Origin of the sequence: Pseudomonas sp. FIP_A4 (genome assembly GCF_036701605.1) — a bacterium.
Classification (GTDB): Bacteria; Pseudomonadota; Gammaproteobacteria; order Pseudomonadales; family Pseudomonadaceae; genus Stutzerimonas; species Stutzerimonas phenolilytica.
Genome location: NZ_JAYDXP010000126.1, coordinates 19,245 through 43,508 on the forward strand (window position 1 = coordinate 19,245; position 24,264 = coordinate 43,508).

The 24,264-nt window shown below is 66.7% G+C and carries 28 protein-coding genes; 19 read left to right on the plus strand and 9 right to left on the minus strand.

Going from position 1 to position 24,264, the window contains the following annotated elements:
- Positions 1 to 55 precede the first annotated feature (55 nt).
- Both U8L64_RS13325 and U8L64_RS13330 read left to right on the plus strand, forming a co-directional pair.
- Positions 56 to 577, plus strand: coding sequence for a transcriptional regulator (locus U8L64_RS13325; protein ID WP_333398042.1), 522 nt, complete (start codon positions 56 to 58; stop codon positions 575 to 577).
- A 189-nt stretch (positions 578 to 766) separates the two neighbouring features.
- Positions 767 to 1,699, plus strand: a complete 933-nt coding sequence (locus U8L64_RS13330; protein ID WP_333398043.1) for an AEC family transporter — start codon at positions 767 to 769, stop codon at positions 1,697 to 1,699.
- 115 nt (positions 1,700 to 1,814) lie between these two features.
- Here U8L64_RS13330 and U8L64_RS13335 read toward each other — a convergent pair whose 3' ends face one another.
- Entirely contained in the window at positions 1,815 to 2,762 is a 948-nt protein-coding gene (locus U8L64_RS13335) for a methyltransferase (RefSeq protein ID WP_043294846.1), read from the minus strand.
- 19 nt (positions 2,763 to 2,781) lie between these two features.
- Positions 2,782 to 4,182: an iron-containing redox enzyme family protein gene (locus tag U8L64_RS13340; protein WP_442965293.1), complete on the minus strand. Its 1,401-nt coding sequence runs from the start codon at positions 4,180 to 4,182 to the stop codon at positions 2,782 to 2,784.
- Positions 4,183 to 4,358: 176 nt separating this feature from the next.
- Here U8L64_RS13340 and U8L64_RS13345 point away from each other — a divergent pair, with 176 nt between their 5' ends.
- Positions 4,359 to 4,577, plus strand: a complete 219-nt coding sequence (locus U8L64_RS13345) for a hypothetical protein (protein WP_333398045.1) — start codon at positions 4,359 to 4,361, stop codon at positions 4,575 to 4,577.
- Positions 4,578 to 4,725: 148 nt separating this feature from the next.
- A complete protein-coding gene (locus U8L64_RS13350; protein ID WP_043294843.1) occupies positions 4,726 to 5,058 on the plus strand; it encodes a PilZ domain-containing protein in 333 nt (110 codons plus the stop codon).
- Between the two features lie 12 nt (positions 5,059 to 5,070).
- Here the strand turns inward: U8L64_RS13350 and U8L64_RS13355 are convergent, their stop codons facing one another.
- From U8L64_RS13355 to U8L64_RS13370, 4 genes are read right to left on the minus strand one after another with little or no spacing between them, the layout of a single operon-like run.
- Positions 5,071 to 7,167, minus strand: coding sequence for a flagellar biosynthesis protein FlhA (locus U8L64_RS13355; protein ID WP_043294842.1), 2,097 nt, complete (start codon positions 7,165 to 7,167; stop codon positions 5,071 to 5,073).
- Positions 7,164 to 8,306 carry a flagellar type III secretion system protein FlhB gene (flhB, locus tag U8L64_RS13360; protein WP_333398046.1) on the minus strand — a complete coding sequence of 381 codons (1,143 nt, stop codon included), beginning with the start codon at positions 8,304 to 8,306 and terminating at the stop codon, positions 7,164 to 7,166. The genes U8L64_RS13355 and flhB overlap by 4 nt, the downstream gene beginning before the upstream one ends.
- Positions 8,299 to 9,096: a flagellar biosynthetic protein FliR gene (gene fliR, locus U8L64_RS13365; protein ID WP_175415064.1), complete on the minus strand. Its 798-nt coding sequence runs from the start codon at positions 9,094 to 9,096 to the stop codon at positions 8,299 to 8,301. The genes flhB and fliR overlap by 8 nt, the downstream gene beginning before the upstream one ends.
- 2 nt (positions 9,097 to 9,098) lie before the next feature.
- Complete coding sequence (locus U8L64_RS13370; RefSeq protein WP_008567494.1) at positions 9,099 to 9,371, minus strand: flagellar biosynthetic protein FliQ; 273 nt, start codon at positions 9,369 to 9,371, stop codon at positions 9,099 to 9,101.
- A 666-nt stretch (positions 9,372 to 10,037) separates the two neighbouring features.
- Here U8L64_RS13370 and U8L64_RS13375 point away from each other — a divergent pair.
- Positions 10,038 to 10,247: a hypothetical protein gene (locus tag U8L64_RS13375; RefSeq protein WP_054094176.1), complete on the plus strand. Its 210-nt coding sequence runs from the start codon at positions 10,038 to 10,040 to the stop codon at positions 10,245 to 10,247.
- On the opposite strand, the gene fliP is transcribed toward U8L64_RS13375, so the two are convergent.
- The 3 genes from fliP to U8L64_RS13390 are packed head-to-tail and all read right to left on the minus strand — an operon-like array spanning position 10,244 to position 12,203.
- The gene (fliP, locus tag U8L64_RS13380; protein ID WP_043298629.1) at positions 10,244 to 10,999 is read right to left on the minus strand and encodes a flagellar type III secretion system pore protein FliP; all 756 of its coding nucleotides are present in this window, start codon (positions 10,997 to 10,999) and stop codon (positions 10,244 to 10,246) included. The genes U8L64_RS13375 and fliP overlap by 4 nt on opposite strands.
- Positions 10,996 to 11,367: a flagellar motor switch protein FliN gene (gene fliN, locus U8L64_RS13385; RefSeq protein WP_043298631.1), complete on the minus strand. Its 372-nt coding sequence runs from the start codon at positions 11,365 to 11,367 to the stop codon at positions 10,996 to 10,998. The genes fliP and fliN overlap by 4 nt, the downstream gene beginning before the upstream one ends.
- Complete coding sequence (locus U8L64_RS13390) at positions 11,364 to 12,203, minus strand: FliM/FliN family flagellar motor switch protein (RefSeq protein WP_237263649.1); 840 nt, start codon at positions 12,201 to 12,203, stop codon at positions 11,364 to 11,366. Before U8L64_RS13390 ends, fliN begins: the two co-directional genes overlap by 4 nt.
- 432 nt (positions 12,204 to 12,635) lie before the next feature.
- Between U8L64_RS13390 and U8L64_RS13395 the strand changes: the two genes are divergently transcribed.
- The 14 genes from U8L64_RS13395 to U8L64_RS13460 all read left to right on the plus strand — a co-directional run bounded on the left by U8L64_RS13395 (position 12,636) and on the right by U8L64_RS13460 (position 24,264).
- On the plus strand, positions 12,636 to 14,021 hold the full coding sequence (locus tag U8L64_RS13395) for a sigma-54 dependent transcriptional regulator (protein ID WP_333398190.1): 1,386 nt from the start codon (positions 12,636 to 12,638) through the stop codon (positions 14,019 to 14,021).
- A 19-nt stretch (positions 14,022 to 14,040) separates the two neighbouring features.
- The gene (gene fliE / locus U8L64_RS13400; protein ID WP_234303086.1) at positions 14,041 to 14,361 is read left to right on the plus strand and encodes a flagellar hook-basal body complex protein FliE; all 321 of its coding nucleotides are present in this window, start codon (positions 14,041 to 14,043) and stop codon (positions 14,359 to 14,361) included.
- A 20-nt stretch (positions 14,362 to 14,381) separates the two neighbouring features.
- On the plus strand, positions 14,382 to 16,058 hold the full coding sequence (fliF, locus tag U8L64_RS13405) for a flagellar basal-body MS-ring/collar protein FliF (protein ID WP_333398047.1): 1,677 nt from the start codon (positions 14,382 to 14,384) through the stop codon (positions 16,056 to 16,058).
- Positions 16,030 to 17,097 (plus strand): FliG C-terminal domain-containing protein, encoded by a 1,068-nt coding sequence (locus U8L64_RS13410; RefSeq protein WP_043298640.1) that lies wholly within the window; start codon positions 16,030 to 16,032, stop codon positions 17,095 to 17,097. The genes fliF and U8L64_RS13410 overlap by 29 nt, the downstream gene beginning before the upstream one ends.
- Before the next feature lies 1 nt (position 17,098).
- The gene (gene fliH, locus U8L64_RS13415; RefSeq protein WP_054094172.1) at positions 17,099 to 17,797 is read left to right on the plus strand and encodes a flagellar assembly protein FliH; all 699 of its coding nucleotides are present in this window, start codon (positions 17,099 to 17,101) and stop codon (positions 17,795 to 17,797) included.
- Between the two features lies 1 nt (position 17,798).
- On the plus strand, positions 17,799 to 19,133 hold the full coding sequence (fliI, locus tag U8L64_RS13420; RefSeq protein ID WP_054094171.1) for a flagellar protein export ATPase FliI: 1,335 nt from the start codon (positions 17,799 to 17,801) through the stop codon (positions 19,131 to 19,133).
- Positions 19,130 to 19,555, plus strand: coding sequence for a flagellar FliJ family protein (locus tag U8L64_RS13425; RefSeq protein WP_043298645.1), 426 nt, complete (start codon positions 19,130 to 19,132; stop codon positions 19,553 to 19,555). The genes fliI and U8L64_RS13425 overlap by 4 nt, the downstream gene beginning before the upstream one ends.
- An 88-nt stretch (positions 19,556 to 19,643) precedes the next feature.
- On the plus strand, positions 19,644 to 19,919 hold the full coding sequence (gene flgM, locus U8L64_RS13430) for a flagellar biosynthesis anti-sigma factor FlgM (RefSeq protein WP_043298647.1): 276 nt from the start codon (positions 19,644 to 19,646) through the stop codon (positions 19,917 to 19,919).
- Complete coding sequence (locus tag U8L64_RS13435) at positions 19,916 to 20,356, plus strand: flagella synthesis protein FlgN (RefSeq protein ID WP_043298648.1); 441 nt, start codon at positions 19,916 to 19,918, stop codon at positions 20,354 to 20,356. Before flgM ends, U8L64_RS13435 begins: the two co-directional genes overlap by 4 nt.
- A gap of 276 nt (positions 20,357 to 20,632) precedes the next feature.
- Positions 20,633 to 21,898, plus strand: a complete 1,266-nt coding sequence (fliD, locus tag U8L64_RS13440; RefSeq protein WP_043298650.1) for a flagellar filament capping protein FliD — start codon at positions 20,633 to 20,635, stop codon at positions 21,896 to 21,898.
- Complete coding sequence (fliS, locus tag U8L64_RS13445; RefSeq protein WP_043298652.1) at positions 21,895 to 22,290, plus strand: flagellar export chaperone FliS; 396 nt, start codon at positions 21,895 to 21,897, stop codon at positions 22,288 to 22,290. The genes fliD and fliS overlap by 4 nt, the downstream gene beginning before the upstream one ends.
- Positions 22,274 to 22,597, plus strand: coding sequence for a hypothetical protein (locus tag U8L64_RS13450; RefSeq protein WP_138300789.1), 324 nt, complete (start codon positions 22,274 to 22,276; stop codon positions 22,595 to 22,597). The genes fliS and U8L64_RS13450 overlap by 17 nt, the downstream gene beginning before the upstream one ends.
- Positions 22,594 to 23,763, plus strand: coding sequence for a flagellar hook-length control protein FliK (locus U8L64_RS13455; RefSeq protein WP_333398048.1), 1,170 nt, complete (start codon positions 22,594 to 22,596; stop codon positions 23,761 to 23,763). The genes U8L64_RS13450 and U8L64_RS13455 overlap by 4 nt, the downstream gene beginning before the upstream one ends.
- 36 nt (positions 23,764 to 23,799) lie before the next feature.
- The gene (locus U8L64_RS13460) at positions 23,800 to 24,264 is read left to right on the plus strand and encodes a flagellar basal body-associated FliL family protein (protein ID WP_043298654.1); all 465 of its coding nucleotides are present in this window, start codon (positions 23,800 to 23,802) and stop codon (positions 24,262 to 24,264) included.

Below are 24,264 nucleotides of genomic sequence, written 5' to 3' on the forward strand. Positions count from 1 at the left end.
CGCCGATCCCTACGGTAGGGATCGGCCGAGCCACGTTATCGAGCGAGGAGTCTGCATGAGCATTCCACGGCAAGTTACCCGGCCCAACCCTTCGGCTCGCTCGCTGGCGCGCGGGCTGGGCTGGTTCAGCATCGGCCTGGGCGTCGTCCAGCTGGTCGCGCCGCGCCAGGTCGCGCGCTTCATCGGCATGCCCGGCAGTGACGGGCTGATCCGTGCCTGCGGGCTGCGTGAGATCGCCACCGGCGTCGGCATCCTGCTGGCGGACGACCCCAAGCCCTGGATCTACGGGCGCATCGGCGGCGATGCGCTGGACCTCGGCTGCCTCGGCTGGAGCATCGAGCACGGCCGCGAGCCGGCCAATGCGGCCATCGCTGCCGGTGCGGTGGCCGGCATCACCGCGCTCGATCTGGGCTGCGCGCGGGCGCTGGATGCCGAGCGGCTACCGCTCACCGAGTGGGACTTCGGCGACCGCAGCGGCTTTCCCGGCGGCACCGCACAGGCGCGCGGCACGGTGGACGCCGAATTCGCCGCGGCGCGGGCCGAGCCCAACGGCTATTCGCCGCCGCAGCTGCACTAACTCCGCTCACTCGTACGCGGCGCCCCAGGGTGTTGGATAAGGCTGCGCCGTTATCCACCCTACCCGCCCGTATCGCGAGCGCGTGTCCGGCGGCATACGGTGGCGTGCGGCGCTGGCGCGTTTTTTTGCTAAGGTGGCCGGCCGTTCCGGTCGCGCGCCAGTGGCGTGCGGCCCTGTCTGTGAGTAGTCATGTCGTCGGTCGTCAATGTCGTCCTGCCGGTCTTCGCGCTGATCCTGCTCGGCTTTGTGTGCCGCCGCAGCGGGCGCATGGGGCCGACCGGGGCCTCCGAACTCAATCGTTTCGTCGTCTGGCTGGGCCTGCCGGCGCTGCTGTTCAGCGTGGTCGCGACCTCGACCTGGACGCAGCTCTGGCAGCCCGGCTTCATCGCCGCGTTCACCGTCGGCTGCCTCGGCGTGTTCGCTTTCACCCTCGGCTACCGCCTGCTGCAGAAGCAGCCGCTGGTCGATGCCAGCCTGGATGCGCTGGGCGCGTCGTACGCCAACACCGGCTATGTGGGGATTCCGCTGTGCATGCTGGTGCTCGGCGACGAGGCGCTGCAGCCGGCGATGGTCGCCTCGATCATCGTCGTTTGCGTGCTGTTCGCCATCGCCCTGGCCTGTGTCGAGACCGGCCTGCACGCCGGGCAGGGCGTGCTGCGCACGCTGGGCAAGGTGAGCTGGGCGCTGGTGCGCAACCCGCTGGTGGTCGCGCCCATGCTCGGTGCGCTGTGGGCGGCCAGTGACGCGCAACTGCCGGTGCCGCTGGCCACATTGCTCAAGCTGCTGGGTGCGGCGGCGGCGCCGTGCGCGCTCGTCTCGCTGGGGCTGTTCCTCGCCCAACCGCAGCCGGCCGGCCCGGTGCGCGGGGTGTGGCCGCTGGTGGGGCTGAAGCTGCTGGTGCAGCCGCTGATCACTTGGTATCTGGCGTTCCAGGTTTTCGCGCTGCCGACCCTGTGGGCCTATTCGGCGCTGCTGCTCAGCGCGCTGCCCACCGGCACCGGTCCGTACATGCTCGCCGAGTTCTATGGCCGCGAAGGCTCGCGGGTGTCGCGGGTGGTGCTGCTGTCGACGCTGGGCTCGCTGATCAGCCTGTCACTGATCCTGGTGCTGTTGCCGGTCTGATCTGCGCGCTCACTTGGCGCGTGGATAAGCCTGCGGCGTTATCCACCCTACGCCGGAGCTGCCGTAGGGCGGAAAGCCGCGAAGCGTTTTCCACGCGCTATCCACACGCTAACGGTCAGCTCACCGGCCGCGTCACTTCCAGCACCACGGCGGCGATGCGGTCGCAGCGGGTGTAGGCGCCGCCGAGCAGCTCCTCGCCGAACACGTCCGGGTCGATTTCCCGGTAGCGCCAGGTCAGCGGCGTCGGGGCCAGACGCTGGCAGGCTTCGGCGAGGAACGGGTCCTGGTTGTCCAGCATCGCCACGCCGGTATACAGCAGCAGCGTGCCGCCCGGCGCCAGCCGGCCAAGCGCCGCATCGAGGATCGCCAGCGACAGCTCGGCGCCCAACGGCCCGCCGCCGTGGCGGTAGGCGCGCTGATCGGCATCGACCAGATACGGCGGATTGGCCAGGATCAGATCGAACTCGCCGTCCACGGCGCCGAGCAGGTCGCTGTGCTCGGCGCGCAGGTTGTCGACGCCGGCCAACGCCGCGTTGATGCGCGTCAGGCGCAGCGCCTGCGGGTTGATATCCACCGCCAGCACCTCGGCCTGCGGCCGTGCCAGCGCGGTGAGTATCGCGCCGGCGCCGGAGCCGCAACCGATGTCCACGACGCGGCGGATCTCGCCGGTGTGACGGTCCAGATGACAGCGGATGGCGCTGGCGAAGCGGTAGGTATCCGGGCCGAAGAACACCGCGTCGGGCGAGTCGGTGGGATACGCCGAATGCACGAACAGCTGGCCATCGAGGCTCGACAGCCTTACCCGTGAGCGCCAGCGCGGGCCGCACGGCTCGAGCACCTGCGCCTGATCCATCAGGCTGAACAACGGCGGCGGCAGCAGCTCGTGCTGGAACGGCCGGCTCCAGCCGAACACCCCGGGGAGATCGCCGGCCAGTGCATTCTGCGGCCGCTGGTTGACCCGTTCATGGGTCAGCGGCGTGGGCGTGATGAAGTGATAGCCACGCTCGCGCAGGGCCTGGCCCAGATGCAGCAACGCGCGGTCCTGCGCGGTTTCCATGATCATGATGCGTCCCTTGATGCCTTCAGTTGAACAATCCGTTGAACAGCCGCGTGGCCAGCAGGCCGACGGCGCTGTGGTGGCGTTGCGGCGCCAGCAGCGGCAGCAGCAGACGCATGCGCGCTGCACGGTCCGGCTGGCGGGCGAGCTGCTGTTCGAGCAGCTGCAGCTCCGCGTCGAAGTCATTACCGGCGGTCGCCTGCGGCACGGTCGCATCCGCCGCCGGGCGCCGCGCGTTGAACCGCGCCTGACTCGTGAGCAGCACGCCGCGCGGGCTGCGCTTGCCATCGGCCTGCCAGTCGCCGGCGATCCAGTCGTGGATCATCTGCTGCTCGTAAGCGCTGAACACGCCGAACATCGGTGCCTGTTCGCCGACGATGAGCTGCCAGAAGCGGCTTTCCTGCGGGTCGTGGCCGCGCTTGATCCAGCCGCGAGTCTCGAGCACGGCGAGGAATTGCTCGACGTCCTCGGCCAGCCACTGATTGACCGTGCGGCCTTCGAAGCGGCAGTAGTCGGAATGCACGAACTGCCCGACCGCGGCCTTCTTCTCGAAGATGCGCTGCACCTCCGTCGACAGGTCGAAGTCGCCGATCACCGAGACGGTGCTGGCACCCAGATCGTTGAGCCGATAGCCGTTGCGCACACGCTGGTAGAACGCCGCGCCGTCGCCCATCTGCGGCCAGGCGGCGCGCAGACCCTGCACCGCCTTGTGCGCATGGCCGTTGTCGGCGTTGTCGACGGTGACGTGCAGGGTGAAGTAGTACGGATCGATGCCCAGCTCGGTCAGTTCATAGGACGTGATCAGCAGGTGCAGCGGCAGCTGCTCGTAGCCGAGGTTGAAGCCGATCACCTCCGGCAGGAAGCGCTCGGCGTGCTCGGCCAGCGCCAGCTGGATGGCGCCCTGGACGAAGTGCTCGTCGTCGAGCTGCTGCCAGTCGTCGCAGCCCTGGCTGGCGAGCAGCTTGCGGTAGAGCACCACATGGTTCTTTTCCGGCAGGCCCTCGCCGAGCTCCTCCAGATAGGTCTGGATCAGCGCGGTGAAGCGGCTATCGTCCCAGCGCTGCAGCAAGCCGTAGAGCCAGGCACCGTCGACCAGCTTGGTCGGCGCCACGCCGCGCAGAAAGTGCAGCGCATGCGCCTTGCTGGCGAAGTAGCGCCGCGCACCGCCGGCGCGGCGCTGATCCAGGTAGGCCTGGTACTGGTGCCCGACGGCTTCGGTGCGCTGCCTGACCCAGGCGTCCAGCGCCGCCGGATCGTCCGGCAGGTCGCAGGGCAGCGCGGCCGCACGTTGCAGCTGGTCTTGCAGGTAGTGCGCGGCGTCCTCATGACTGGCGCCATCGAGCAGGGCGAAATACAGCTCGCGCGATTCCTGCGGTGGTCGCGGATCGGCGGCGCGCGGCGCGGCGGGCAGGCGGTGCAGAGTCATCGGCATGGTCTTGTTCGGCGGCAGTGGTATGCAGATTTGGGCCGGCCGCCGCGACCATTAGTTCAGCCCGCCCGCCGAGCGGCGGCTGTGCGGCTTGCAACTTCCCGCACGCGGGTCATCACTAAAGCGGTGAGCGGCAGCCCGTCGGCGCCGCGCGGACAGCCGGAGGCACCAGCATGAATACCGAGCAGAGCGGCCGCGAGAGCATCGAGTCCATCGATCAGAGCGGCGACGCCCACGAGCAGAATCCGGAAACCACCATCACCCACGGTGAAGTCGCCGGCGGCGAGGAGGCCGACGTACCGGGCGGCGCCTACAACGTGCCGCCGGAGCTGGCCGAGGAGCTCAGCGACGAGGAGGCGGTGCACGACCAGGGGCCGGACGCCGCGCGCTAGCGGGCGAAACGGCGACTGGCGCACGGTTTTCGACGGCGGGTCTTAAACGCCGACCGCGGGCGGTCGCCTGTTGGCAGTCATACATCGGCCGCGTGTTGCGCATGCAGCGCTGCGCGCCGCCCTGCGTCCAGCGACCGGAGCAATGGACATGCGCCAGCACAGCCGCCTCAGCTTTCGCCACATCAGCCGCATCCAGGTAACCAATCGCCTGAACGGTGAGCCGATGGGCTATGTCGCCGACCTGTCGCTGGGCGGCCTGCGCCTGGTGGCGCGGCAGCCGCTGGCGGTCGGCGGTTGCTACGACATGCTGCTGCACGTGCCGGAGCAAGGCGAGCGCGTGCGCGAGGTGCCGGTGGTGGTGATCTGCCAGTGGTCGCGCAAGGATTCGCGGCGCGACAGCTTCGAGATGGGCTTCGCCCTCGACCGCCCGGCGCCGGGCTTCACCGCGCTGGTCGCGCAGCTGCTGCCCAAGCGCCGCTGAGGCGCGCGCCGGTCAGCCGAGCGTGCCGAGAATCTGTACGCCAACGCGGTCGGGAATCTCGTTCTGCGACAGCACATGCAGCCCCGGGCTGAACACCCGTGCATAGCGCGCCAGTAGCGGGCGCAGCTGCGGCATCACGGTGAGGATCGGCGGATGGCCGTCCTTGCGCAGCTTCTCCTTCACCACCGGCATGCTGTTCTGCAGCTGGTTGAGCAGGCTCGGTTCCACTGGGATGTTGTCCAGGCTGACCTGGCCGGCCTGCTGGGCGATGGCCAGGGCGTTGAGCAGGGTGTTCTCCAGCGCGTTCTCCAGCACGAACACGGTCAGCTCGCGACGGTCGCCGGCGATCATCGAGACGATGCTGCGGCGCAGCGCATAACGCACGTCGGCGGCCAGCAGTACCGGGTCCTTGGTGGTTTCGCTGCATTCGAGCAGGGTGCTGGCGATGGTCTCGATGTCGCGCAGCGGCACCTCCTCCTGCAGCAGCTGACGGTAGACGCGCATCTGCTGGGTGTAGCTCAGCGCCGCCTTGAGGCTTTCCGCCAGCTTGGGCGCCTGCAGGGTCAGGCGCTGCATCAGGTGCTCGACGTCGTCGTGCTTGAACAGCTCCGGCAGGTGTTCGCGCACGACCTTGTTCAGGTGGGTGGCGATGACGCTGGCGCAGTCGATCACCTGATAGCCGAGGTTGAGCGCGCGCGGCTTGTCGTTCGGCTGAATCCACACCACCTGCATGCGGTAGGCCGGGTCGGTGCCGAGGATGCCGTCGATCTCGCCATACAGCTCCGGCGAGGGAATCGCCATCAGGCGGTCGGCGTGCAGCTCGGCGCCGTCGATCTTCTCGCCGTTGATGTAGATGTCGTACTGCGAGGCCTTGAGCCTGAGGCTGTCGCGGATCTGCACCTCCGGCAGCAGGAAGCCCAGGTGCTCGGAGAGCGTCTGCCGCACGCCGCGCACCCGCGCCGGCAGCGGTGCGCCGGACGCCTCGTTGACCAGCCCGACCAGCTTGTAGCCTAGCGAAATCGACAGCCGCTCGACCAGCGGAATGTCTTCCCAGGCCAGGCTCTGCGCCTTCTCCTTGTCCATCGCCTGGCCGAGCGCCTGGATCTCCTTGAGATCGGCACCGGCCGCCGGCGGCGCCTGCAGCGACACCCGCCAGCCGATGAAGCCGACCAGCGCGGCGAAGCCGAGGAACGCCAGGTGCGGCATGCCCGGCACCAGGCCGAGCACGGCGAGAATGCCGGCCACGGTGTAGAGCGTCGCCGGGTTGGCCAGCAGCTGGCGCTGCACCTGGCTGGTGATGTCGCTGGATTCGTTGATGCGGGTGACGATGATCGCCGCCGCGGTGGACAGCAGCAGCGCCGGAATCTGCGCCACCAGGCCGTCACCGATGGTCAGCAGGGCGTACTGGCGGAAGGCTTCGCCGGCATCCAGCGCGTAGACGAACACGCCGATGGCGAAGCCGCCGAACAGGTTGATCAAGAGGATCAGGATGCCGGCGATGGCATCGCCACGGACGAACTTCGAGGCGCCGTCCATCGCGCCGTAGAAGTCCGCTTCCTTGGCCACTTCCTGGCGCCGCGCCTTGGCTTCGTCCTGGGTCAGGGTGCCGGCGTTGAGGTCGGCGTCGATGGCCATCTGCTTGCCCGGCAGGGCGTCGAGGGTGAAACGCGCGGTCACTTCCGAGATGCGCTCGCCGCCCTTGGTGATGACGATGAAGTTGATGATCATCAGGATCACGAACACCACCAGGCCGACGATGAAGTTGCCGCCGATCACCACCTCGCCGAAGGCCTCGATCACCTTGCCCGCCGCGCCGGTGCCGGTGTGGCCCTCGAGCAGCACCACCCGCGTCGAGGCGACGTTCAGGCACAGGCGCAGCAGCGTGGTGACCAGGATCACCGTGGGAAACAGCGAGAAGTCCAGCGGACTCTTCGACGACACGCTGACCAGCAGCACCAGGATCGCCATGGCGATGTTGAAGGTGAACAGGATGTCCAGCAGCTGCGGCGGCAGCGGCAGGATGATCATCGCCAGGATCGACAGGATCAGCACGGGAATGCCGATCCGGCCACTGCGCAAGGTCGGCGTGAGTTTTTGCATCAGGCTCATGAGCGGGCTCGGTTGAACAGTTCTTCGGGAATGGGAATGTGCCTGGCGAGTTCAGGGCGCGCCTGGCGGCGGCCCTGCTTCCAGGCCTTGAGCTGGAGGATGTAGGTCAGCACGTGGGCCACCGCGGTATACAGCGGCGCCGGGATCTGCTGGTTGACCTGCGTGCTGAAGTAGATCGCCCGCGCCAGCGGCGGCAGCTCGATCACCTCGCAGTGATTGGCCTGCGCCATCTTGCGGATGTACAGCGCCATTTCGTCGACGCCGCGGGCAATGACGAACGGCGTCTCGGCCTTCTTCGGGTCGTATTTGAGCGCCACCGCATAGTGCGTCGGGTTGACGATCACCACGTCGGCGGTCTTCATCACCTTGCTGATCTGCCGCTGCGCCAGCTGGCGCTGCAGCTGCTTGATGCGCGCCTTCACCTCGGGGCGGCCTTCCTGGTTCTTGTGCTCTTCCTTGCGCTCCTGCTTGGTCATGCGCATTTTTTTCAGGAAGAAGAAGCGCTGCAGTGGAATGTCGATCAGCGAGAACAGCACGAACACCAGTAGCAGCGAGATCGCCAGGTCGAAGGTCAGGGTAAAGGCGCTGCCGATGGCGTTGCCGATATCGGTGCGTTGCAGCGCGATCAACTGCGGCGCGGCATGCAGCAGCTGCCAGACGGCGATGCCGAGCAGCGTGGCGATCTTCAGCAGCGACTTGGCCAGCTCGCTCCAGTTCTGCGCACCGAACATGCGGCCCAGGCCGGTGATGGGATTGAGCTTGCCGAAGTTGGGCGCGAAGTTCTTCGAGGCGAACACCCAGCCGCCCGGCACCAGCGCGAAGACGATCACCAGCAGCGGCGTCAGCAGCAGCGGCAGCAGCACCCAGATGAACACCAGCAGGTTGTGCAGCATCACCAGCTTGAGGTCGTCGAGGCCGATTTCGCTGTGGCCGAAGTTGATGAACGAGTAGCTGAAGCTCTGCTGGATGCCGTCGAAGAACAGGCCGATGCTCAGCTTGAGCACCAGCAGCGTGACCAGCAGCGACACGGTGGTGGCGACATCCTTGGAGCGCGCGACCTGGCCGTCGCGCTTGCTCTTGCGCAGCTTCTGTTCGGAGGCCTCTTCGGTCTTGTCCTGGGCGCTGTTCTGCTCAGACATGCGCAGCGCTCCCGAGCAGCACGCCGAGCTTGTCCAGCAGGTCGCGGGTCAGGTGCAGGTAGGCCTCGGCGAGGTTCGGCAGGGTCAGCGCGATCAGCGTCAGGCCGGCGAGGATCGCCATCGGAAAGCCCAGCGAGAACAGGTTCATCGCCGGCGAGATGCGGTTGAGCAGACCGAAGCAGAACTGCACGAGGGTCATGCAGAAGACGATCGGCAGCGCGATCAGCAGCGCCGCCGAGAGCACCCAGGCCAGCGACCAGGCGATGGTTTGCAGGCCGTCCCAATGGATGCCGCTGCCGATCGGCCAGTGCACGAAGCTCTGGTAGAGGATGCTCACCGTCACCAGATGGCCATCGATGCTGAAGAACAGCAGCGCCAGCATGATGAAGTACAGCTGGTAGATGATCGAGGCCGAGGACACGCCGTTCATGGGGTCGTTGAGCAGTGCCATGGACAGGCCGAGCTGGGTCGAGACGATGTCGCCGATCAGGGTGAACACGGTGAACACCAGCAGCAGCGCCAGCCCCAGCAACAGCCCCATCGCCACCTGCTCGAGGGCGGTGAGCAGGCCGGCCGGCGACAGCGGATCGAGCACCGGCGGTGCCGGCAAGGCGGCGCTCAGCGCCAGCGTCAGCGCCAGCGCCAGCAGCACGCGTACGCGCACCGAAATGGCCTTGTGGCTGAACAGCGGGGCCAGGCTGAACACCGCCATGATCCGGCAGAACGGCCACCAGTAGGCCTGCAGCGCTTGCAGGTAGTGGCCGGCGTGCAGCAGCGCGTCGTGGTTCATGCTCAGCCCACCAGGCGCCCGGCCTGCTGGAACGTCTCGATGAACAGATCGGAGAGCGTGCGCAGGATCCAGTGCCCGGCGAACACCAGCATGCCGAGCGTGATCAGCAGGCGCGGGAGGAAGCTGAGCATCTGTTCGTTGATCTGCGTGGCGGCCTGAAAAATGCTGATCAACAGGCCGCCGAGCAGGCTCGGCACGATCAGCACGCAGACCACCAGCACGATGATGTGGATGGCGTTGGAGACGATGTTGACGGCGGTGTCGGGGGTCAGCATTGGGGCACCTTGGCGGTGGGCGTTTGGTACGGGCCGGGGTGGCGCGGCGGTCGGCATGCGGGTGTGGCCTTTGGGGCGGGAGGTGCCTTCTGTGTGTTCTTCTGGCCAAGAGCCGCAGGGTGGAAAACCGCGCAGCGTTTTCCACCTTGTTGGGCGCCTATGCCTGAGAACGGCGCAGCGCTTTCCTCGGCCCGGGCTACCGGTTGCGCCTTGCACGGCGCGTCACTTTCTCTTGTCTCGCCAAGAGAAAGTAACCAAAGAGAAGGCGCCCCCTGCATCCGGGTCTGGCCGCTACGCGACCAGACTTCCCTCACTGCGGCGTCGCTCCGGAGGCACGTCACGAAGGGGCGTCCCTGCCCCTTCGTTCCTCGCTCGGCGTCCATGCCTCGCGTCCCCCTGCGCAACGCCTGCGTTCGGCCTCCTGAAGGGGATCCCGGTCCGAGTTGCCTGAAGGAGCAGTTGCTGGCTTCGCTTTGCTTTTCCATGCGCGGCCCAATAGGCGACACCACTCTTCCCCTTGCAGACGGCCGAGTGGAGCCAGCGCGCAGGGGGACGAGCGGCATGGATGCCGCGAGAGGCGTAAAGGGCCAGGGATGGCCCTTGTACGCCGACCCCCGGAGTGCTGGCGGAAGGAGGGAAGTCCGGGGGCGAAGCTCCCGGACCCGAATGAAGGGGCGCGTTTTCTTTTGCTTACTTTTCTTTGCGCGTGCAAAGAAAAGTGAGGCGCCGTGCAAGGCGCAACAGAAAGTCCCCGCCGAGGAAAGCGCCGCGCCGGACACAAACCTGCACGCCTCCATTGGTGGAAAACGCTTTGCGGTTTTCCACCCTACGCAAGCGGGCGCGGACCAGGCGGCAGCCAACATCGCCATCACCTAAAACGGCTGAACACTGGTGGTCAGCGTGCCCATCAACAGCACCCAACCATCCACCAGCACGAACACCATCAACTTGAACGGCAGCGAGATCATCATCGGCGAGAGCATCATCATGCCCATCGCCATCAGTACGCTGGCCACCACCAGGTCGATCACCAGAAACGGCACGAAGATCATGAATCCCAGCTGGAACGCCGTCTTCAGCTCGCTCAGCACGAACGCCGGCAGCAGCAGCGAGAAATCCAGCTCGGCGAGGTCCTCCGGCAGTTCCTCGCCAGCCAGCGCGACCATGGTCTGCAGCGAGTTCTGGTTGGTCTGCGCCAGCATGAAGCGCGACAGGCTGCCCTTGGCCGCGTCGAGGCCCTGTTCCAGGCTGATCTCGTCGTTCTGGAACGGCTGGTAGGCCTGGCTGTGAATCTCCTGCCAGACCGGGCGCATCACCAGCAGCGTGATGATCAGCGCGATGCCGATCAGCACCTGGTTCGGCGGGCTCTGCTGCAGGCCGATGGCCTGGCGCAGGATGGCCAGCACGATGATGAAGCGGGTGAAGCAGGTCATCATCATCAGCATCGCCGGCAGGAAGCCGAGCAGCGTCATGATGATGAGGATCTGCAGCTTCACCGAGAAGGCCTGGCCGTTCTCGGTGTCGTTCAGGTTGAACAGGGTGATCTCGCCACCGGCGGCCTGCGCGGCCAGCGGTAGCAGGCTGAGCAGCAGCAGGCCGAGCAGCAGCAGGCCGCGACGCGGATTCATCGGGCGAGGGCGTCCAGGCTGGTGCCGGACAGCTCGACGATGCGCAGGCCGTAGTTGCCGTTCATCACCACCACCTCGGCCTTGGCGAACAGCGTGCCGTTGACCTTCACGTCCAGCGGTTCGCCGGCCAGCTTGTCGAGCACGATGACGCTGCTGGTGTCGCACTCCATCAGCTCCTTGAGCGAAATCTCCGCCGAGGCGACCTCGAGGGTGACATTCACCGGAATCTTGCCGAAGAAGCTCAGGTCCTGGCGCGGGGCTGGCAGCGCTGCCGCCGGCTCGACCACCGGCTCGACGACGGCATCGAGGTTGAGGTCGCCGTCGTTGATGAGCTGCTCGAAATCATTGTCGGAAAGTTGGCCGTTCATTGGGGGTTCACGCTTTCAAGTGAAGTGAGGAACAGGGCGCCATCCTCTTCGAAAATGGTGCCGCGATAGAGCTTCTGCTGGTTGATGCGCACCTCGTAGCGATCCAGCGGACGCAGCATGAGGATGTCGTTGAGCTGCAGGTCGAGGACCTGCGCCAGCGGCATCTGTGCTGCCGCCACCACGCAGTCCAGCCGCACCGGCAGGTGCTTGATGTGATCGATGGGGTTGCCGGCCAGGCGCGCCGGAGGCGGACCGGCCAGGCGGCTGGTCAGCTCGTCGACCAGGTCGGTGTCCAGATAGATGTAGATCGACGACAGGCTGCCGGTGATGTGGCTCAGGTAGCGGTATTCGGCGACGTACTCCCAGCTGGTTTCCTCATAGTCGTTGCGGTAGCTGTCGAGCTTGCCGAAGGTTTCGCCCGAGAGGATCGAGCGGGCAAAGATGTCGGCGATGTCCATGCCCAGCCGGTTGCGCATGCGCTGTTCGGAGGTGCTGATCGGCGGCGTGTTCTGCGTCGGCACGATGGTGCCGCCGTAATAACACTCCAGCGCTTCGGTGAGTAATTCGCGATCAATGGAAAAACCCACTTTGCCCATCGCCGAGCGATACATGCAATCGGGCGCCTGCTCGATCTGTTCCTGAACTTCGATCTTGTTCAGTTCAAGGCTGATGCGGTAGTTGCGCACGAAGTAATCGGCAATCAGGCGCGGGTTCTTGTTGGTGGTTTCCTTGATGTACTGCGGGATCTTGTGGTGATGCCGTCCCAACTTCTGCGGTTTCAGTGTGGTCAGGCTTTGGGCGGGCACGCCATGGTGGACTTTGGAATTGCCAGACATGTTGTGAACTGTATTCCTGGTGCTGAAAAGTGGGCCGGCATAATCGCTCGGCGGCTGTTGCAGAGGTCGAGTACGGCGCGCGCACGAAAGCAGCGGGCACGGCGCCAACCTGCCGCCAATCTAGGCATGGGCGCGAGGTTGGGTTAAATCAATAGATATCAAATGAGCTTTTTTGAGCTCAGCTGTTAACTAATGATTCGGTTTAAGCGCAACTGATTGGTCAGCGGCGGCGAGGGGTTGTTAGCGTGCGCGCAGTTGTCCTGGCCTGTCTCCGTGAGATTTGGTAGTTGGACTTTCAGGGCGACGAAAGTTTCAGTTGGATTAAACTTTTCTTAAAAAATTTTCTGCAAAAGATATCCGGCGTGACTGCGGCTTATTTGCGCAGGCGCCCTCTGCGGCAAGGTGGTTACATTGAAGAGTGTCAGTCAGGCGATGAATTACTCATGCGACGAGCTATTCGATGAATTGCCGGCGCGCAAGCATGTGGTGGTGATTGGCAAAAGTGCCGAGGCAGGTTGCCATTTATTGCGCGAACGGCTGCGCAAAGAGGGTTGTGAAGTTGTCGCGCGGGAGAACTTCGAACGCCTCGATCAGGCGCTGCTGAAGGATGTCGCACTGGTCTTCATCGTCATCGGTGGGCTGCCGGCGCACGCCTTGTATGCGCAGGTCAACGCGCTGGTGCAGCGGGTGCGCCACATCAGCGTGATTCCGGTGGTGCAGTATGCCGATCAGGAAAAGGCCGCCGCGCTGCTGGAGCTCGGCTGCGTCGACTACCTGCTGTCGCCGTTCAGCGACAGCCAGCTGACCGCACTGCTGCGCCGTCAGGAATACGCCAACGCGGCGCAGGAAAGCTTCGTCTCCTGCTCGCAGGCCGGCCGCCGCCTGCTGGCGATGGCCCAGCGCGTGTCGCTGACCCGCGCGCCGATCCTGATCACCGGCGAGACCGGCACCGGCAAGGAGCTGATGGCGCGTTACATCCATCGCTTCTCCGCCAGCGCCGAGGCGCCGTTCGTCGCGGTGAACTGCGCGGCGATCCCCGAGCAGATGCTCGAATCCATTCTCTTCGGTCACGAAAAAGGCGCCTTTACCGGCGCGGTGAGCGCCCAGCCGGGCAAGTTCGAGCTGGCCAACGGCGGCACCCTGCTGCTCGACGAGATCGGCGAGCTGCCGCTGGGGCTGCAGGCCAAGCTGCTGCGCGTGCTGCAGGAACAGCGTGTCGAACGTCTGGGCGGGCGCCGCGAGATCGAGTTGAACGTGCGCATCATCGCCGCCACCAACCGCGACCTGCAGCAGGAGGTCGCCGAGGGCCGCTTCCGCGCCGACCTCATGTTCCGTCTCGACGTGCTGCCGCTGCACATCAGCCCGCTGCGCGAGCGCAAGGAAGACGTGTTGCCACTGGCGCGGCGCTTCATCGGCAAGTACGCGCCGCAGGACGCCGACACCGACCTGCTCACCGAGGACGCCTGCCGCGCGCTGCTGCAGCACGACTGGCCGGGCAATGCGCGGGAACTGGAAAACACCGTGCAGCGCGCTCTGGTGCTGCGCAACGGCCTGTTCATCCAGCCGCAGGACCTCGGCCTGGCGGCGCCGGCGCCGCTGGAGGCACGGCTGGAAAAGCCGCTGGCGGTGGCGGTGGAGAACGGCAAGGCGGCGCTGCGCGCCAGCGGCAAGTGGGCCGAATACCAGCATGTGATCGACACCATCCGCCGTTTCGACGGCCACAAGGCCAAGGCCGCCGCGAGCCTGGGCATGACTTCGCGCGCCTTGCGCTATCGCCTCAATGCCATGCGCGAGCAGGGCATCGAGCTGAATTTCTGAACAATCGGGGAGAGCAGCGATGAGTTCCATCATGCAGGTCCAGCAGCAGCTGCTGGGCCGGATGCAGCAACTGGCAGAGGCCGCCGACGGCCAGCCGATCCGCCCGGCGAGCGGGCCGGCCGCTGGCATCGGCGGCTCGTTCGAGGCCGCCCTGCGTTCGGTGGATGCCGAACAGCACCAGGCCAGCGCGGCGATGGCGGCGGTCGACAGTGGCAAGAGTGACGATCTGGTCGGCGCGATGATCGACAGCCAGAAGGCCAGCGTGTCGTTTTCCGCGTTGCTGCAGGTGCGCAACAAACTGACCACGGCGTTCGACGACGTCATGCGGATGCCGCTGTAAGCGGCCCAGAGAGCTGAGACGTGCTGCAGACAATCAAAAGCAAGTTGCCCGCCGGCGGGCTGAGACCCGATCCGCGCATCACCCTCGCCGGCATGGCGGTGGTCGCCGCGGCGCTGGCCGTGGCGGTGGTGTTCTACCTCTGGCGCGACAGCGGTTCGTTCCGCGCGCTGCACGGCGCCGGCGAGTCGTTCCCCGCCGCCGAGGTGATGCAGGTGCTCGATGCCGAGGCCCTGCAGTACCGCATCCACCCGCAGAGCGGGCAGATCCTGGTGCGCGAGGACCAGCTGGCGCAGGCGCGCATGCTGCTCTCGGCCAAGGGCGTGAAGGTCAGCCAACCGGCCGGCTATGAACTGTTCGATCAGGAAGAGCCGCTGGGCACCAGTCAGTTCGTCCAGGACGTGCGCCTCAAGCGCAGCCTGGAAGGCGAGCTGGCGCGCACGGTGATGGCACTCAAGGGCGTGCAGCATGCGCGGGTGCATCTGGCGCAGGAGGAGAACAGCTCCTTCGTGATCAGCAAGCGGGCGCCGACCAAGGCCTCGGTGATGCTGCAGCTGGATGCCGGTTACAAGCTCAGCAGCGATCAGGTCGCTGCCATCGTCAATCTGGTGGCCAACAGCGTGCCCAACCTCAAGCCGGAAGATGTCGGCGTGGTCGACCAGTACGGTGCGCTGCTGTCGCGCGGGCTCAACGTCGGCGGCGGTCCGGCGCAGAACTGGCGCGCCGTGGAGGATTACCAGCAGCAGGCGGTGGCCAACATCGAGCAGGTGCTGGCGCCGGTGCTGGGCAGCGGCAACTACCGCATCAGCGTGGCGGCGGACATCGACTTCAGCCAGAAGGAGGAAACCCTCCAGGCTTTCGGCGATGCGCCGCGTCTGCGTCGCGAGGTGCTGAGCAACGAGAGCGCGCTGGATCAGCTGGCCCTCGGCGTGCCCGGCTCGCTGAGCAACCGCCCGGTCGGCCCGCCGCAAGAAGGCGAGGAGCCCGCAGCGGCGGACAAGCAGACCAAGGGCGCCACCTCGCTGCGCGAGGAATCTACCCGCCAGCTCGACTATGACCAGAGCGTGATCCATGTGAAGCACGCCGGTTTCGCCCTGCGTCAGCAGAGCGTGGCGGTGGTGCTCAATGCCGCCGCCGCGCCGGAAGGTGGCTGGAGCGAGGCAGCGCGTGCCGAGCTGGAAGCCATGGTGCGCAGCGCGGTGGGCTTCCAGCAGGCGCGTGGCGACCTGCTGACCCTCAGCGTGCTGCCCTTCGCGGCGGTCGAGAATCCTGCCGAAACGCTGCCCTGGTGGGAGAACAGCCAGGTGCATGCGCTGGCCAAGGTCGGCGTCGCCGGGCTGATCGCCCTGCTGCTGTTGCTGATCGTGGTTCGCCCGGCGGTGCGCAACCTGACTCAGCGCGACGGTGCGCAGCTGCCGCAGGCGGAGCCGCTGGAAGGCACGCTGGCCCCGGCCGGTGTCGCCGCGGCGCTGGAAAGCGAGGTGCGGCCGGCGCTGGTCAGCCCGCGCCAGACTGACGGCCCGCACATCTTCGGCGAACTCAACCCGCTTTCGGAAATCCGTCTGCCGGCGCCGGGCTCGGGCCTGGAGTTGCAGATCGAGCATTTGCAGATGCTCGCCAAGAACGATCCCGAGCGCGTCTCGGAAGTCATCAAGCATTGGATAGGGCGCAATGAAAGAGACCTCAACCCAGCCGGCTGATCAGGACACCGCGTCCGCCAAGGAGATCAAGCCGCGCCCGCTGCAGCTGCGTTCGGTCAGTTCGCTCGACCAGGCGGCGATCCTCATGCTGAGCATGGGTGACGAGATATCCGCCGGCATCCTGCGCAACTTCTCGCGCGAGGAGATCATCAGCATCAGCCAGGCGATGGCGCGACTGTCCAACGTCAAGCAGCCGATGGTCTCCGACGTGATCAGCCGCTTCTTCGACGATTACAAGGAGCAGAGCAGCATCAAGGGCGCCTCGCGCAGCTACCTGGCCGGCATGCTCGGCAAGGCGCTGGGCGGCGACATCACCCGCTCGCTGCTGGACTCCATCTATGGCGAGGAAATCCGCGCCAAGATGGCCAAGATGGAATGGCTCGATCCCAAGCAATTCGCCGCGCTGATCGCCAAGGAGCACGCGCAGATGCAGGCGGTGTTCCTCGCCTTCCTGCCGCCGGGCATGGCCACCGAGGTGCTCGAATGCATGCCGGCCGAGCGCCAGGACGAGCTGCTCTACCGCATCGCCAACCTCTCGGAGGTCAACAGCGACGTGATCGCCGAGCTGGAGCAGCTGATCGACCGCAGCCTGCGCGTGCTCAGCACTCAGGGCTCGCAGGTGCGCGGGGTGAAGCAGGCGGCCGACATCATGAACCGCTTCAAGGGCAACCGCGACCAGATGTTCGAGCTGCTGCGCGCGCACAACGAGGAGCTGGTCGGCAAGATCGAGGATGAGATGTACGACTTCTTCATCCTCTCGCGACAGAACCAGGACGTGCTGCAGACCCTGCTGGAAGTGATTCCGCTGGAAGAATGGGTAGTCGCGCTGAAGGGTGCCGAGCCGGCGCTGGTGCGGGCGATTCAGGGCGCGATGCCCAAGCGTCAGGCGCAGCAGATGGAATCGATCAACCGCCGCCAGGGCCCGGTGCCGCTGTCGCGCGTCGAGCAGGTGCGCAAGGACATCATGGCGGTGGTCCGCGAGATGTCCGCCGATGGCGAGCTGCAGGTGCAGCTGTTCCGCGAACAGACGGTGGAATGAGATGACGGTCAAGGTGGTCAAGGGCGCGGGCCGCAGCTGGCGGCCGTTCCGGTTCCCGCCACGGGTCAAGGCCCCGGCGCAGCTCGCCGAGGGTCTGGCCGGCGATCCGGCGGCGCTGCAACGCGCGGTGGCCGACGGTTTTCAGGAAGGCATCGACAAGGGCTACCGCGAGGGCCTCGAGCAGGGCCGCGAGGCGGGGCATCGCGAGGGCTTCGAGCGCGGCGTCGAGGATGGCCGCAGCATCGGCCGCGAAGAGGGGCGTCAGCAGGGGCGCCAGGCCTTCGAGACTGCTGCGCGGCCGCTGGACCGGTTGATCGAGATGTTTGAGCACTTCCAGCGCGATTACCAGCAGGCACGCCGCGAAGAGCTGCTGGAGCTGGTGCAAAAGGTTGCCAAGCAGGTGATCCGCTGCGAGCTGACCCTGCACCCCACGCAGTTGCTGACCCTCGCCGAGGAAGCGCTGAATGCCATGCCCGGCGACCAGGACGACGTGCGCATTCACCTCAACCCGGAGGAGTGCGCGCGCATTCGCGAGCTGGCCCCGGAGCGCGCCGCCGCCTGGCGCCTGGTGCCGGACGACAAGCTGGCGCTCGGCGAATGCCGCGTGCTGACTGCCCAGGCCGAAGCCGATATCGGCTGCCAGCAGCGCCTGGATTCATGCATGGACACCCTCGCCGAACACATGCGGGACTCGGCCTGAGATGTCCCTGCGCGAGAGCTTCCGGCTCGACGAGGCGCTGCGCTCGCTGGACAAGGTGCAGCTGGCCAAGGTCAGCGGCCGCCTGGTGCGCGTCTCCGGCATGCTGCTGGAAAGCCTCGGCTGCCAGCGCATGACCGGCCAGCGCTGCTATGTCGAACTGGCCGACGGCGCCATGCTCGAAGCGCAGGTGGTGGGCTTCAACCGCGATATCACCTACCTGATGCCGTTCAAGAAACCGATGGGCCTGAGTGCCGGCTCGCGGGTCTTCCCGGCACCCGACGAGGCGATGCTGCACATCGACGAATCCTGGCTGGGGCGGGTGGTCAACGGCCTCGGTGAGCCGCTGGACGAACTGGGCAAGCTCGGCGGCTGCGATCCGCTGCCGACCGAGCTGCCCTCGGTCAATCCGCTCAAACGCCGGCCGGTGGAGGCGCCGCTGGACGTCGGCGTGCGCGCGATCAACGCCCTGCTGACCCTCGGCAAGGGCCAGCGCGTCGGCCTGTTCGCCGGTTCCGGCGTCGGCAAGAGCGTGCTGCTGGGCATGATCACCCGGCAGACCAAGGCCGATGTGGTGGTGGTCGGCCTGATCGGCGAGCGCGGCCGCGAGGTACAGGAATTCATCCTGCATGCGCTGGGCGAGGAGGGCCTGAAAAAGGCCGTGGTGGTGGTGGCGCCGGCCAACGAATCGCCGCTGATGCGCCTCAAGGCCACCGAGCTGTGCCACAGCATCGCTGCCTATTTCCGCGACCAGGGCCATGACGTGCTGCTGCTGGTCGACTCGCTGACCCGCTACGCCATGGCCCAGCGCGAGATCGCCCTGGCCCTCGGCGAGCCTCCGGCGACCAAGGGCTATCCGCCGTCGGTGTTCGGCATGCTGCCGGAACTGGTGGAAAGCGCCGGCAATGGCGCCGATGGCAGTGGCAGCCTCAGCGCGATCTACACCGTGCTCGCCGAGGGCGACGACCAGCAGGACCCGATCGTCGACTGCGCGCGGGCGATTCTCGACGGCCACATCGTGCTGTCGCGCCGCCTGGCCGAGGCCGGTCACTACCCGGCGATCGACGTCGGCGCCTCGGTCAGCCGCTGCATGAGCCAGGTCGGCCAGCCGGCGCATCTGGGCGCGGCGCGGCAGCTCAAGGAGCTGTACAGCACCTTCGAGAAGATCCGCGAACTGATCCCGTTGGGCGGCTACACCCCGGGCATGGACCCCAAGACCGATCGCGCGGTACAGCTGGCGCCGACCATCGAACGCTTCCTGCGCCAGGAGGTGGGCGAGGCCGCCGAACTGGAGCCGAGCATCGTCACCTTGCAGAACATCATCGGGAAGCCGCGATGAAACAGCAGATCGAAACGCTGTCGCGCCTGGCCAGCCTGCGCGGCAACCGCGTGCGGCAGATGCTCGGCCAGGTGCAGTACCAGCAGAACCTCTGCCAGCGCTATCGCAACAACATCACCGGGCTGAGCCGCCTGTGCGGTTTCTCGGTGCCGATGAACACGCCGCTGCAGCGCGACAACCAGCAGCGCTACAAGGCCACGCTGTACAAGATGGTCGAGCTGCAGCGCCGCGAACTGGCGGTGGCCGAGCAGGCGCTGGCGCGCATCCAGGGCGAGCTGTTGCAGGCCATGCGCAGCGAGAAAGTGGTGGCGCAGGTGATCGACGCCAAGATGCAGCAATGGCAGCAGCAGCTCGCCCAGCAGGAACAGAAGATCCAGGACGGACTGGCGGCGCAGGCCTGGTGGCGCAACCAGACCGGTTGAGCGGGCGGCGACTGTGTGAAAATCGCGTTTAAGTTTTGCGCCAGGGCGGTCGCCTGATCGGCTGTAACCACCGAGTTGGAAAGAAATCATGGAAATCAGCCGGCACTTCAAGCCCGCCCTCAGCGTCCCCGGCGAAACCGCCACCGCCCGCCAGGCGGCACCCGCGCCCGTCGCACCGCCTGCGGCCCGCCAGGCCGAGAGCCTGCCGCTGGAGCAGATGCACGAAGCCCTGCGCGCCATGCCGGAGGTCGATCTGGAGCGCGTCGCCGCACTCAAGCAGGCCCTGCAGCGCGGTGAGCTGTCCAGCGACCCGGCCGAGCTGGCCAGCAGCATGCTCGCCTACCACCGCGGGAACGATGCGTGAGCCAGCGCGACAGGCTGCTGCAGATCGTCGACGCCGACCTGCAGCAGGACTGTGGTGACTACCTCGCCCTGCGCGACCTGATGCAGGCGCTTTACAGCTTCCTGCTCGAACGCGACAGCGTCGAGATCGAGCGGATCAATCGCCAGATCAGTCGCCACGTCGACAACCTCGGCGGACGTGCCCAGCGCCGCGGCAAGATACTCGCCGCCTTCCGCCTGAGCGACGATGGCGCCGGCATGCAGCGCCTGCTGGAAAGCTACCCCGAGGTGCGCCGCGCGGTGCTGCAGCAGTTCTGGCAGCAGCTCGGCCGGCTGGCGGCCGAATGTCAGCAGCTCAACGAGCGCAACGGCAAGCTGTTGGCGATGCACCACGAGATCCTCGAACAGCTGCTCGCCAGCCAGCAGCCGACCCACCTGTACAGCCCTCAGGCGTACTGAGCGCCGCCGGCCCTGTCTGAATCCATCACGTCGCCAGCGCCAGCGCCAGCACGGCGCGGCCGTGATCGCGCCCGCTTAAGTAACCCCCTTCCTGCGCCGCCCTTGTAAAGAGATGTCCCGTCGTCGATGCGGGCGGAAACGGCGTTTCCCCGTTTCCGCATCCACTGCCCGGGCGGAAGCGTTTTTTCTGCATGTGCCAAGCGAAAGTCTTTGTAAATCAATGCTTTGAGACTTGGCACTCAATTTGCTCAATAGATTTGGGGAAGGGGATCGGCAATGGCGATGGATTCGGATTACGTAAAGCAGATGTCGACGCAGTTGGCCACCTACGAGGTGCAGTCCTCGCTGGACCGGCTCAACCGCAACGAGGCGAACTACAAGACCCAGCGTGACGCGCTGAGCAAGCTGCGCACCTCGCTGACCACGTTCAAGTCGGCACTGACCAAACTCAACAGCAGCACCTCGAGCATGCTGGTCAACAGCGCGTCCTACAGTCAGGACGGCTACGCCACGGCCACCGTCGGCACTACCGCGCAGCCCGGCAGCTACCAGTTCTACGTCGAGCAGCTGGCCAGCAAGCAGCAGGTCGCCGTGCAGGGCCTGACCGAGGGCAGCCTCAGCGGCACCCTGACCCTGAATGCACAGACCTTCGACCTGAGCAGCTACGCGACGCTCGACGAGGCGGCCAAGGCCGTCAACGACGCCGGCCTCGGCGTGCAGGCGACGCTGGTGCGCAGCAACGGCCAGGTCAACCTGGTGCTCACCGGTGAAGAGAGCGGCGCGGCCAACGCCTTCACCTTCGGGCTGACCGGTGGCGCCACCAGCACCACGCTGTCCACCGCACAGGATGCGCGCATCCGCATGGGTGGCAGTTTCGGCAGCGGCGGCATCGAGCTGACCAGCGCCAGCAATACCTTCGACAACGTCATCGACGGCGTCAGCCTCACCGTCAGCAAGGTGCACAACGCCAGCGATGCCGCGCTGACCCTGACCGTCGGCCAGGACAAATCGGCGACCAAGGCCCAGGCGCAGAGCTTCATCGACGCCTTCAACACCCTGATGAGCAGCCTCGACGGCCTTACCGCCAGCGGCAGCGAAAGCAGCGAGCGCGGCCCGCTGGCCGGCGATGCCAGTGTGCGCTCCATCGAGGGTCGCTTGAACGCCCTGCTGCGTACCGATTTCGGCGGCGTCAGCCTGATCGACTTCGGCATCAGTTCCGACCGCAACGGCAAGCTGACCCTCGACGCCACCCGCTTCGAGGCTGCCGTCGCCGCCAAGCCGGAGGCCTTCGAGGCGCTGTTCACCGGCAAGGACCAGATGCTCGACAGCATCGACAAGACCGTCGCCAGCTTCACCAGCAGCGCCAACGGCATGCTGAAGAACCGCATGGAGACGCTGGACCTGAACCTGCGCCGCATCGACGACCAGTTCGACAAGCTGCAGCAGCGCTACGACAGCTACTACTCCCGCTACCTCAAGCAGTTCACCACGATGATGCAGACCATGCAGTCGATGGAGCAGACCTCAGGAATGTTCGGATGACCTATCTCCCCAACGACAGTTACGACAGCTACCGCGCGGTGGACCTGGAGGCCCGTGCGGCCGCCGCGTCCCCCTACGAGCTGGTGCTGGTGCTGATGGACGGACTGCTCGACGAGCTGGCCCGCGCCCGCGGCCACATCGAGCACAAGCGCTACCAGCAGAAGGGTGCGTCGCTGGAAAAATGCATGAACATCCTCAACGGCCTCAACGGCGCGCTCGACGAAGAGAACGGCGGCGAGGTGGTGCAGGGCCTGGCGCGACTCTACGAGTACTGCATCTACCGCCTCTCCGATGTCAGCGTGACGCTGTCGCTGGAAGGGCTGGATGAAGTGACCAATCTGCTCGGCATCCTGCGCGAAGGCTGGGAGGGCGTCAGTGCCGCTCGCAAGTGATGCCCAGCGCCTGCAGCAGCTGCACGCGCAGCTGGATCAGGCCCTGCAGCGCGGCGACTGGCAGGCGATCGCCACGGTGGACGCTGCCATCGCCCAATGCCTGCGCGCGTTGGCCGAGAGCGAGCAGCCTGACCCGGCCACCCTCGCCGCCCGCGCAGCGCTCAAGCAGCTGCACGATCAGGCGCGGGTCGCCTGCGCCGAGGAGTGCGAACGCCTGCGCCAGCTGCTGGTGAACCACCTGGAGTACGCCGAAGGACTGGCGGCCTATCAGCGCGTCGAGCTGTTCCACACCGGAGAGGCTCGATGATTCAGTCGATGTCCGCCCCGCAGACGCCCGGCCAGCCGGCGCCGCGTGCCGCGCAGCCAATCGGCGCCATGGTGGTAGCGGCCGCAGCGCCGGTGCTGGATGGCCACGCGGCAACTGGCGAACAGCCCGGGGTCTTCGGCGCGCAGATGGCACGCGCCGCCGATGCCGAGCAGCTGCCAGCGGTGGAACTGCCGGCATTGCCGTTCGGTGCCCTGCAGGCGGCACCGACGGATGACGCCGCGTCAGGGCTGCCCGTGCGCGAAGCCGCTTCCGCCGCCGAGGAAAATCCGCCGGAGCTGACCGCCGAGCAATGGCTGCTGGGCATGCTCGGGCAGCAGCAGACGCAGGTGCAGGCGCGCGACGCTGGCCAGCCGGCGGCGCCGGTGGCGCCCGCTGCCATCGCCTTGGTCGCCACGGCGGCACCGACCCTGAGCACGGCCGAACCGCTGCCGGTATCAACCGTAACGCTGCCGCCGACCGCGCCGCTGGTGCAGGGCGTGGCAGACGCTGCGCCGACCCTCGCCGAAACGCGTCTGCCGCCGTCGCGCGCGGGCGCCGAGCCGATGCTCGCGACGTCCGCTGCGCCGCTCGCGGACGCTGGCACCGAGGTGGCGCAACGGGTAGCCGACCCGGTCGATGCGCTGCTCGGCGTCGATGATGCCGGCGCACGCGGCGAGTCGAGCGGCGTCGCCGGTGAGCGTCCGGCGCTGTCGCCGCAGCTCGGCGGCGAACGCCTGCTCAAGCTGCACACGCCGCAGGCGCGCTGGGGCGAGCAGATGCTGCAGGCGCTGCGTGACAACGTCGAGCTGCAGCTGCAGCAGAAGATCCAGAGCGCGACCATCCGCCTCGATCCGCCGGAGCTGGGCGCGTTGGAGATCCACCTCAGCCACGAGTCTGGCCGGCTGAATGTCCAGCTGACCGCCGCGCACGCCGATGTCGCCCGTTTGCTGCAGCAGACCAGTGACCGCCTGCGTCAGGAGCTGGTGGGACAGAACTTCGTGCAGGTCAACGTGCAGGTCGGCGCGGACGGTCAGGGCCAGCAGGGCCGCGGCCAGCCGCGTGCACCACTGGCCGAGGACCAGCCGCTGCCGGCGGCCAATGCGCAGCAGCCGGCCACGCAGGCGCGCGGCCGTGAGCGGGCCGCCGATGTGCTGGTCACCGTATGACCGGCTCAACCGTAACTTTCCGATTGTGAGTGCTTTATGAAGACGTCCCGTCTGGTGTTGCTGATGCTGCTGCTGAATGTTCTGACCCTCGCCGCGGGCGTGGGCATCAGCTACTGGCTGTTCAAGCCAGCCGCGGGCGCGCTGGCGTCGACCGAGGCGTCGGTGGCTGAGCCGGCCGAGCCGGTGGCCTACGAGTTCTTCCCGGTGCCGAAGGTGATCGTCAGCGTGCGCGACGAAGGACGCGAGCATTACTTCGTGCTCGACCTGGCGCTGCAGGCCGAAGCCAGCGAGGACGAGCCGGTCAACTTCGCCCAGGTGGAGCCGCTGGTGCGCAACTCGGTGGTCGCCTACCTCTCCGGCCTGCCGTTCGCCGAGTTGCGCGGCTTGCAGATCGGCGAGCTGCAGGCACGGCTGGAGACGGCGCTGTTCGCTGATTTCGCCAGCAAGAACGCCGCGGCGCCGTTCAAGCACGTGCTGGTCAACAAGCTGATCGTGCAGTAA

What these genes read in the sequence shown, in the direction of transcription:
- U8L64_RS13345 (WP_333398045.1), top strand. Translation starts at nt 4,359, where the DNA reads ATGAATACCGAGCAGAGCGGCCGCGAGAGCATCGAGTCCATCGATCAG.
- fliP (WP_043298629.1), bottom strand. Translation starts at nt 10,999, where the DNA reads ATGAATCCGCGTCGCGGCCTGCTGCTGCTCGGCCTGCTGCTGCTCAGC.
- U8L64_RS13350 (WP_043294843.1), top strand. Translation starts at nt 4,726, where the DNA reads ATGCGCCAGCACAGCCGCCTCAGCTTTCGCCACATCAGCCGCATCCAG.
- U8L64_RS13370 (WP_008567494.1), bottom strand. Translation starts at nt 9,371, where the DNA reads ATGCTGACCCCCGACACCGCCGTCAACATCGTCTCCAACGCCATCCAC.
- U8L64_RS13375 (WP_054094176.1), top strand. Translation starts at nt 10,038, where the DNA reads ATGAAGGGGCGCGTTTTCTTTTGCTTACTTTTCTTTGCGCGTGCAAAG.
- U8L64_RS13410 (WP_043298640.1), top strand. Translation starts at nt 16,030, where the DNA reads ATGAAAGAGACCTCAACCCAGCCGGCTGATCAGGACACCGCGTCCGCC.
- fliR (WP_175415064.1), bottom strand. Translation starts at nt 9,096, where the DNA reads ATGAACCACGACGCGCTGCTGCACGCCGGCCACTACCTGCAAGCGCTG.
- U8L64_RS13340 (WP_442965293.1), bottom strand. Translation starts at nt 4,182, where the DNA reads ATGACTCTGCACCGCCTGCCCGCCGCGCCGCGCGCCGCCGATCCGCGA.
- fliI (WP_054094171.1), top strand. Translation starts at nt 17,799, where the DNA reads ATGTCCCTGCGCGAGAGCTTCCGGCTCGACGAGGCGCTGCGCTCGCTG.
- U8L64_RS13455 (WP_333398048.1), top strand. Translation starts at nt 22,594, where the DNA reads ATGATTCAGTCGATGTCCGCCCCGCAGACGCCCGGCCAGCCGGCGCCG.
- U8L64_RS13330 (WP_333398043.1), top strand. Translation starts at nt 767, where the DNA reads ATGTCGTCGGTCGTCAATGTCGTCCTGCCGGTCTTCGCGCTGATCCTG.
- fliS (WP_043298652.1), top strand. Translation starts at nt 21,895, where the DNA reads ATGACCTATCTCCCCAACGACAGTTACGACAGCTACCGCGCGGTGGAC.
- U8L64_RS13395 (WP_333398190.1), top strand. Translation starts at nt 12,636, where the DNA reads ATGAATTACTCATGCGACGAGCTATTCGATGAATTGCCGGCGCGCAAG.
- fliE (WP_234303086.1), top strand. Translation starts at nt 14,041, where the DNA reads ATGAGTTCCATCATGCAGGTCCAGCAGCAGCTGCTGGGCCGGATGCAG.
- U8L64_RS13390 (WP_237263649.1), bottom strand. Translation starts at nt 12,203, where the DNA reads ATGTCTGGCAATTCCAAAGTCCACCATGGCGTGCCCGCCCAAAGCCTG.
- U8L64_RS13460 (WP_043298654.1), top strand. Translation starts at nt 23,800, where the DNA reads ATGAAGACGTCCCGTCTGGTGTTGCTGATGCTGCTGCTGAATGTTCTG.
- fliN (WP_043298631.1), bottom strand. Translation starts at nt 11,367, where the DNA reads ATGAACGGCCAACTTTCCGACAATGATTTCGAGCAGCTCATCAACGAC.
- fliD (WP_043298650.1), top strand. Translation starts at nt 20,633, where the DNA reads ATGGCGATGGATTCGGATTACGTAAAGCAGATGTCGACGCAGTTGGCC.
- flhB (WP_333398046.1), bottom strand. Translation starts at nt 8,306, where the DNA reads ATGTCTGAGCAGAACAGCGCCCAGGACAAGACCGAAGAGGCCTCCGAA.
- U8L64_RS13335 (WP_043294846.1), bottom strand. Translation starts at nt 2,762, where the DNA reads ATGATCATGGAAACCGCGCAGGACCGCGCGTTGCTGCATCTGGGCCAG.
- flgM (WP_043298647.1), top strand. Translation starts at nt 19,644, where the DNA reads ATGGAAATCAGCCGGCACTTCAAGCCCGCCCTCAGCGTCCCCGGCGAA.
- U8L64_RS13355 (WP_043294842.1), bottom strand. Translation starts at nt 7,167, where the DNA reads ATGAGCCTGATGCAAAAACTCACGCCGACCTTGCGCAGTGGCCGGATC.
- U8L64_RS13425 (WP_043298645.1), top strand. Translation starts at nt 19,130, where the DNA reads ATGAAACAGCAGATCGAAACGCTGTCGCGCCTGGCCAGCCTGCGCGGC.
- fliH (WP_054094172.1), top strand. Translation starts at nt 17,099, where the DNA reads ATGACGGTCAAGGTGGTCAAGGGCGCGGGCCGCAGCTGGCGGCCGTTC.
- U8L64_RS13325 (WP_333398042.1), top strand. Translation starts at nt 56, where the DNA reads ATGAGCATTCCACGGCAAGTTACCCGGCCCAACCCTTCGGCTCGCTCG.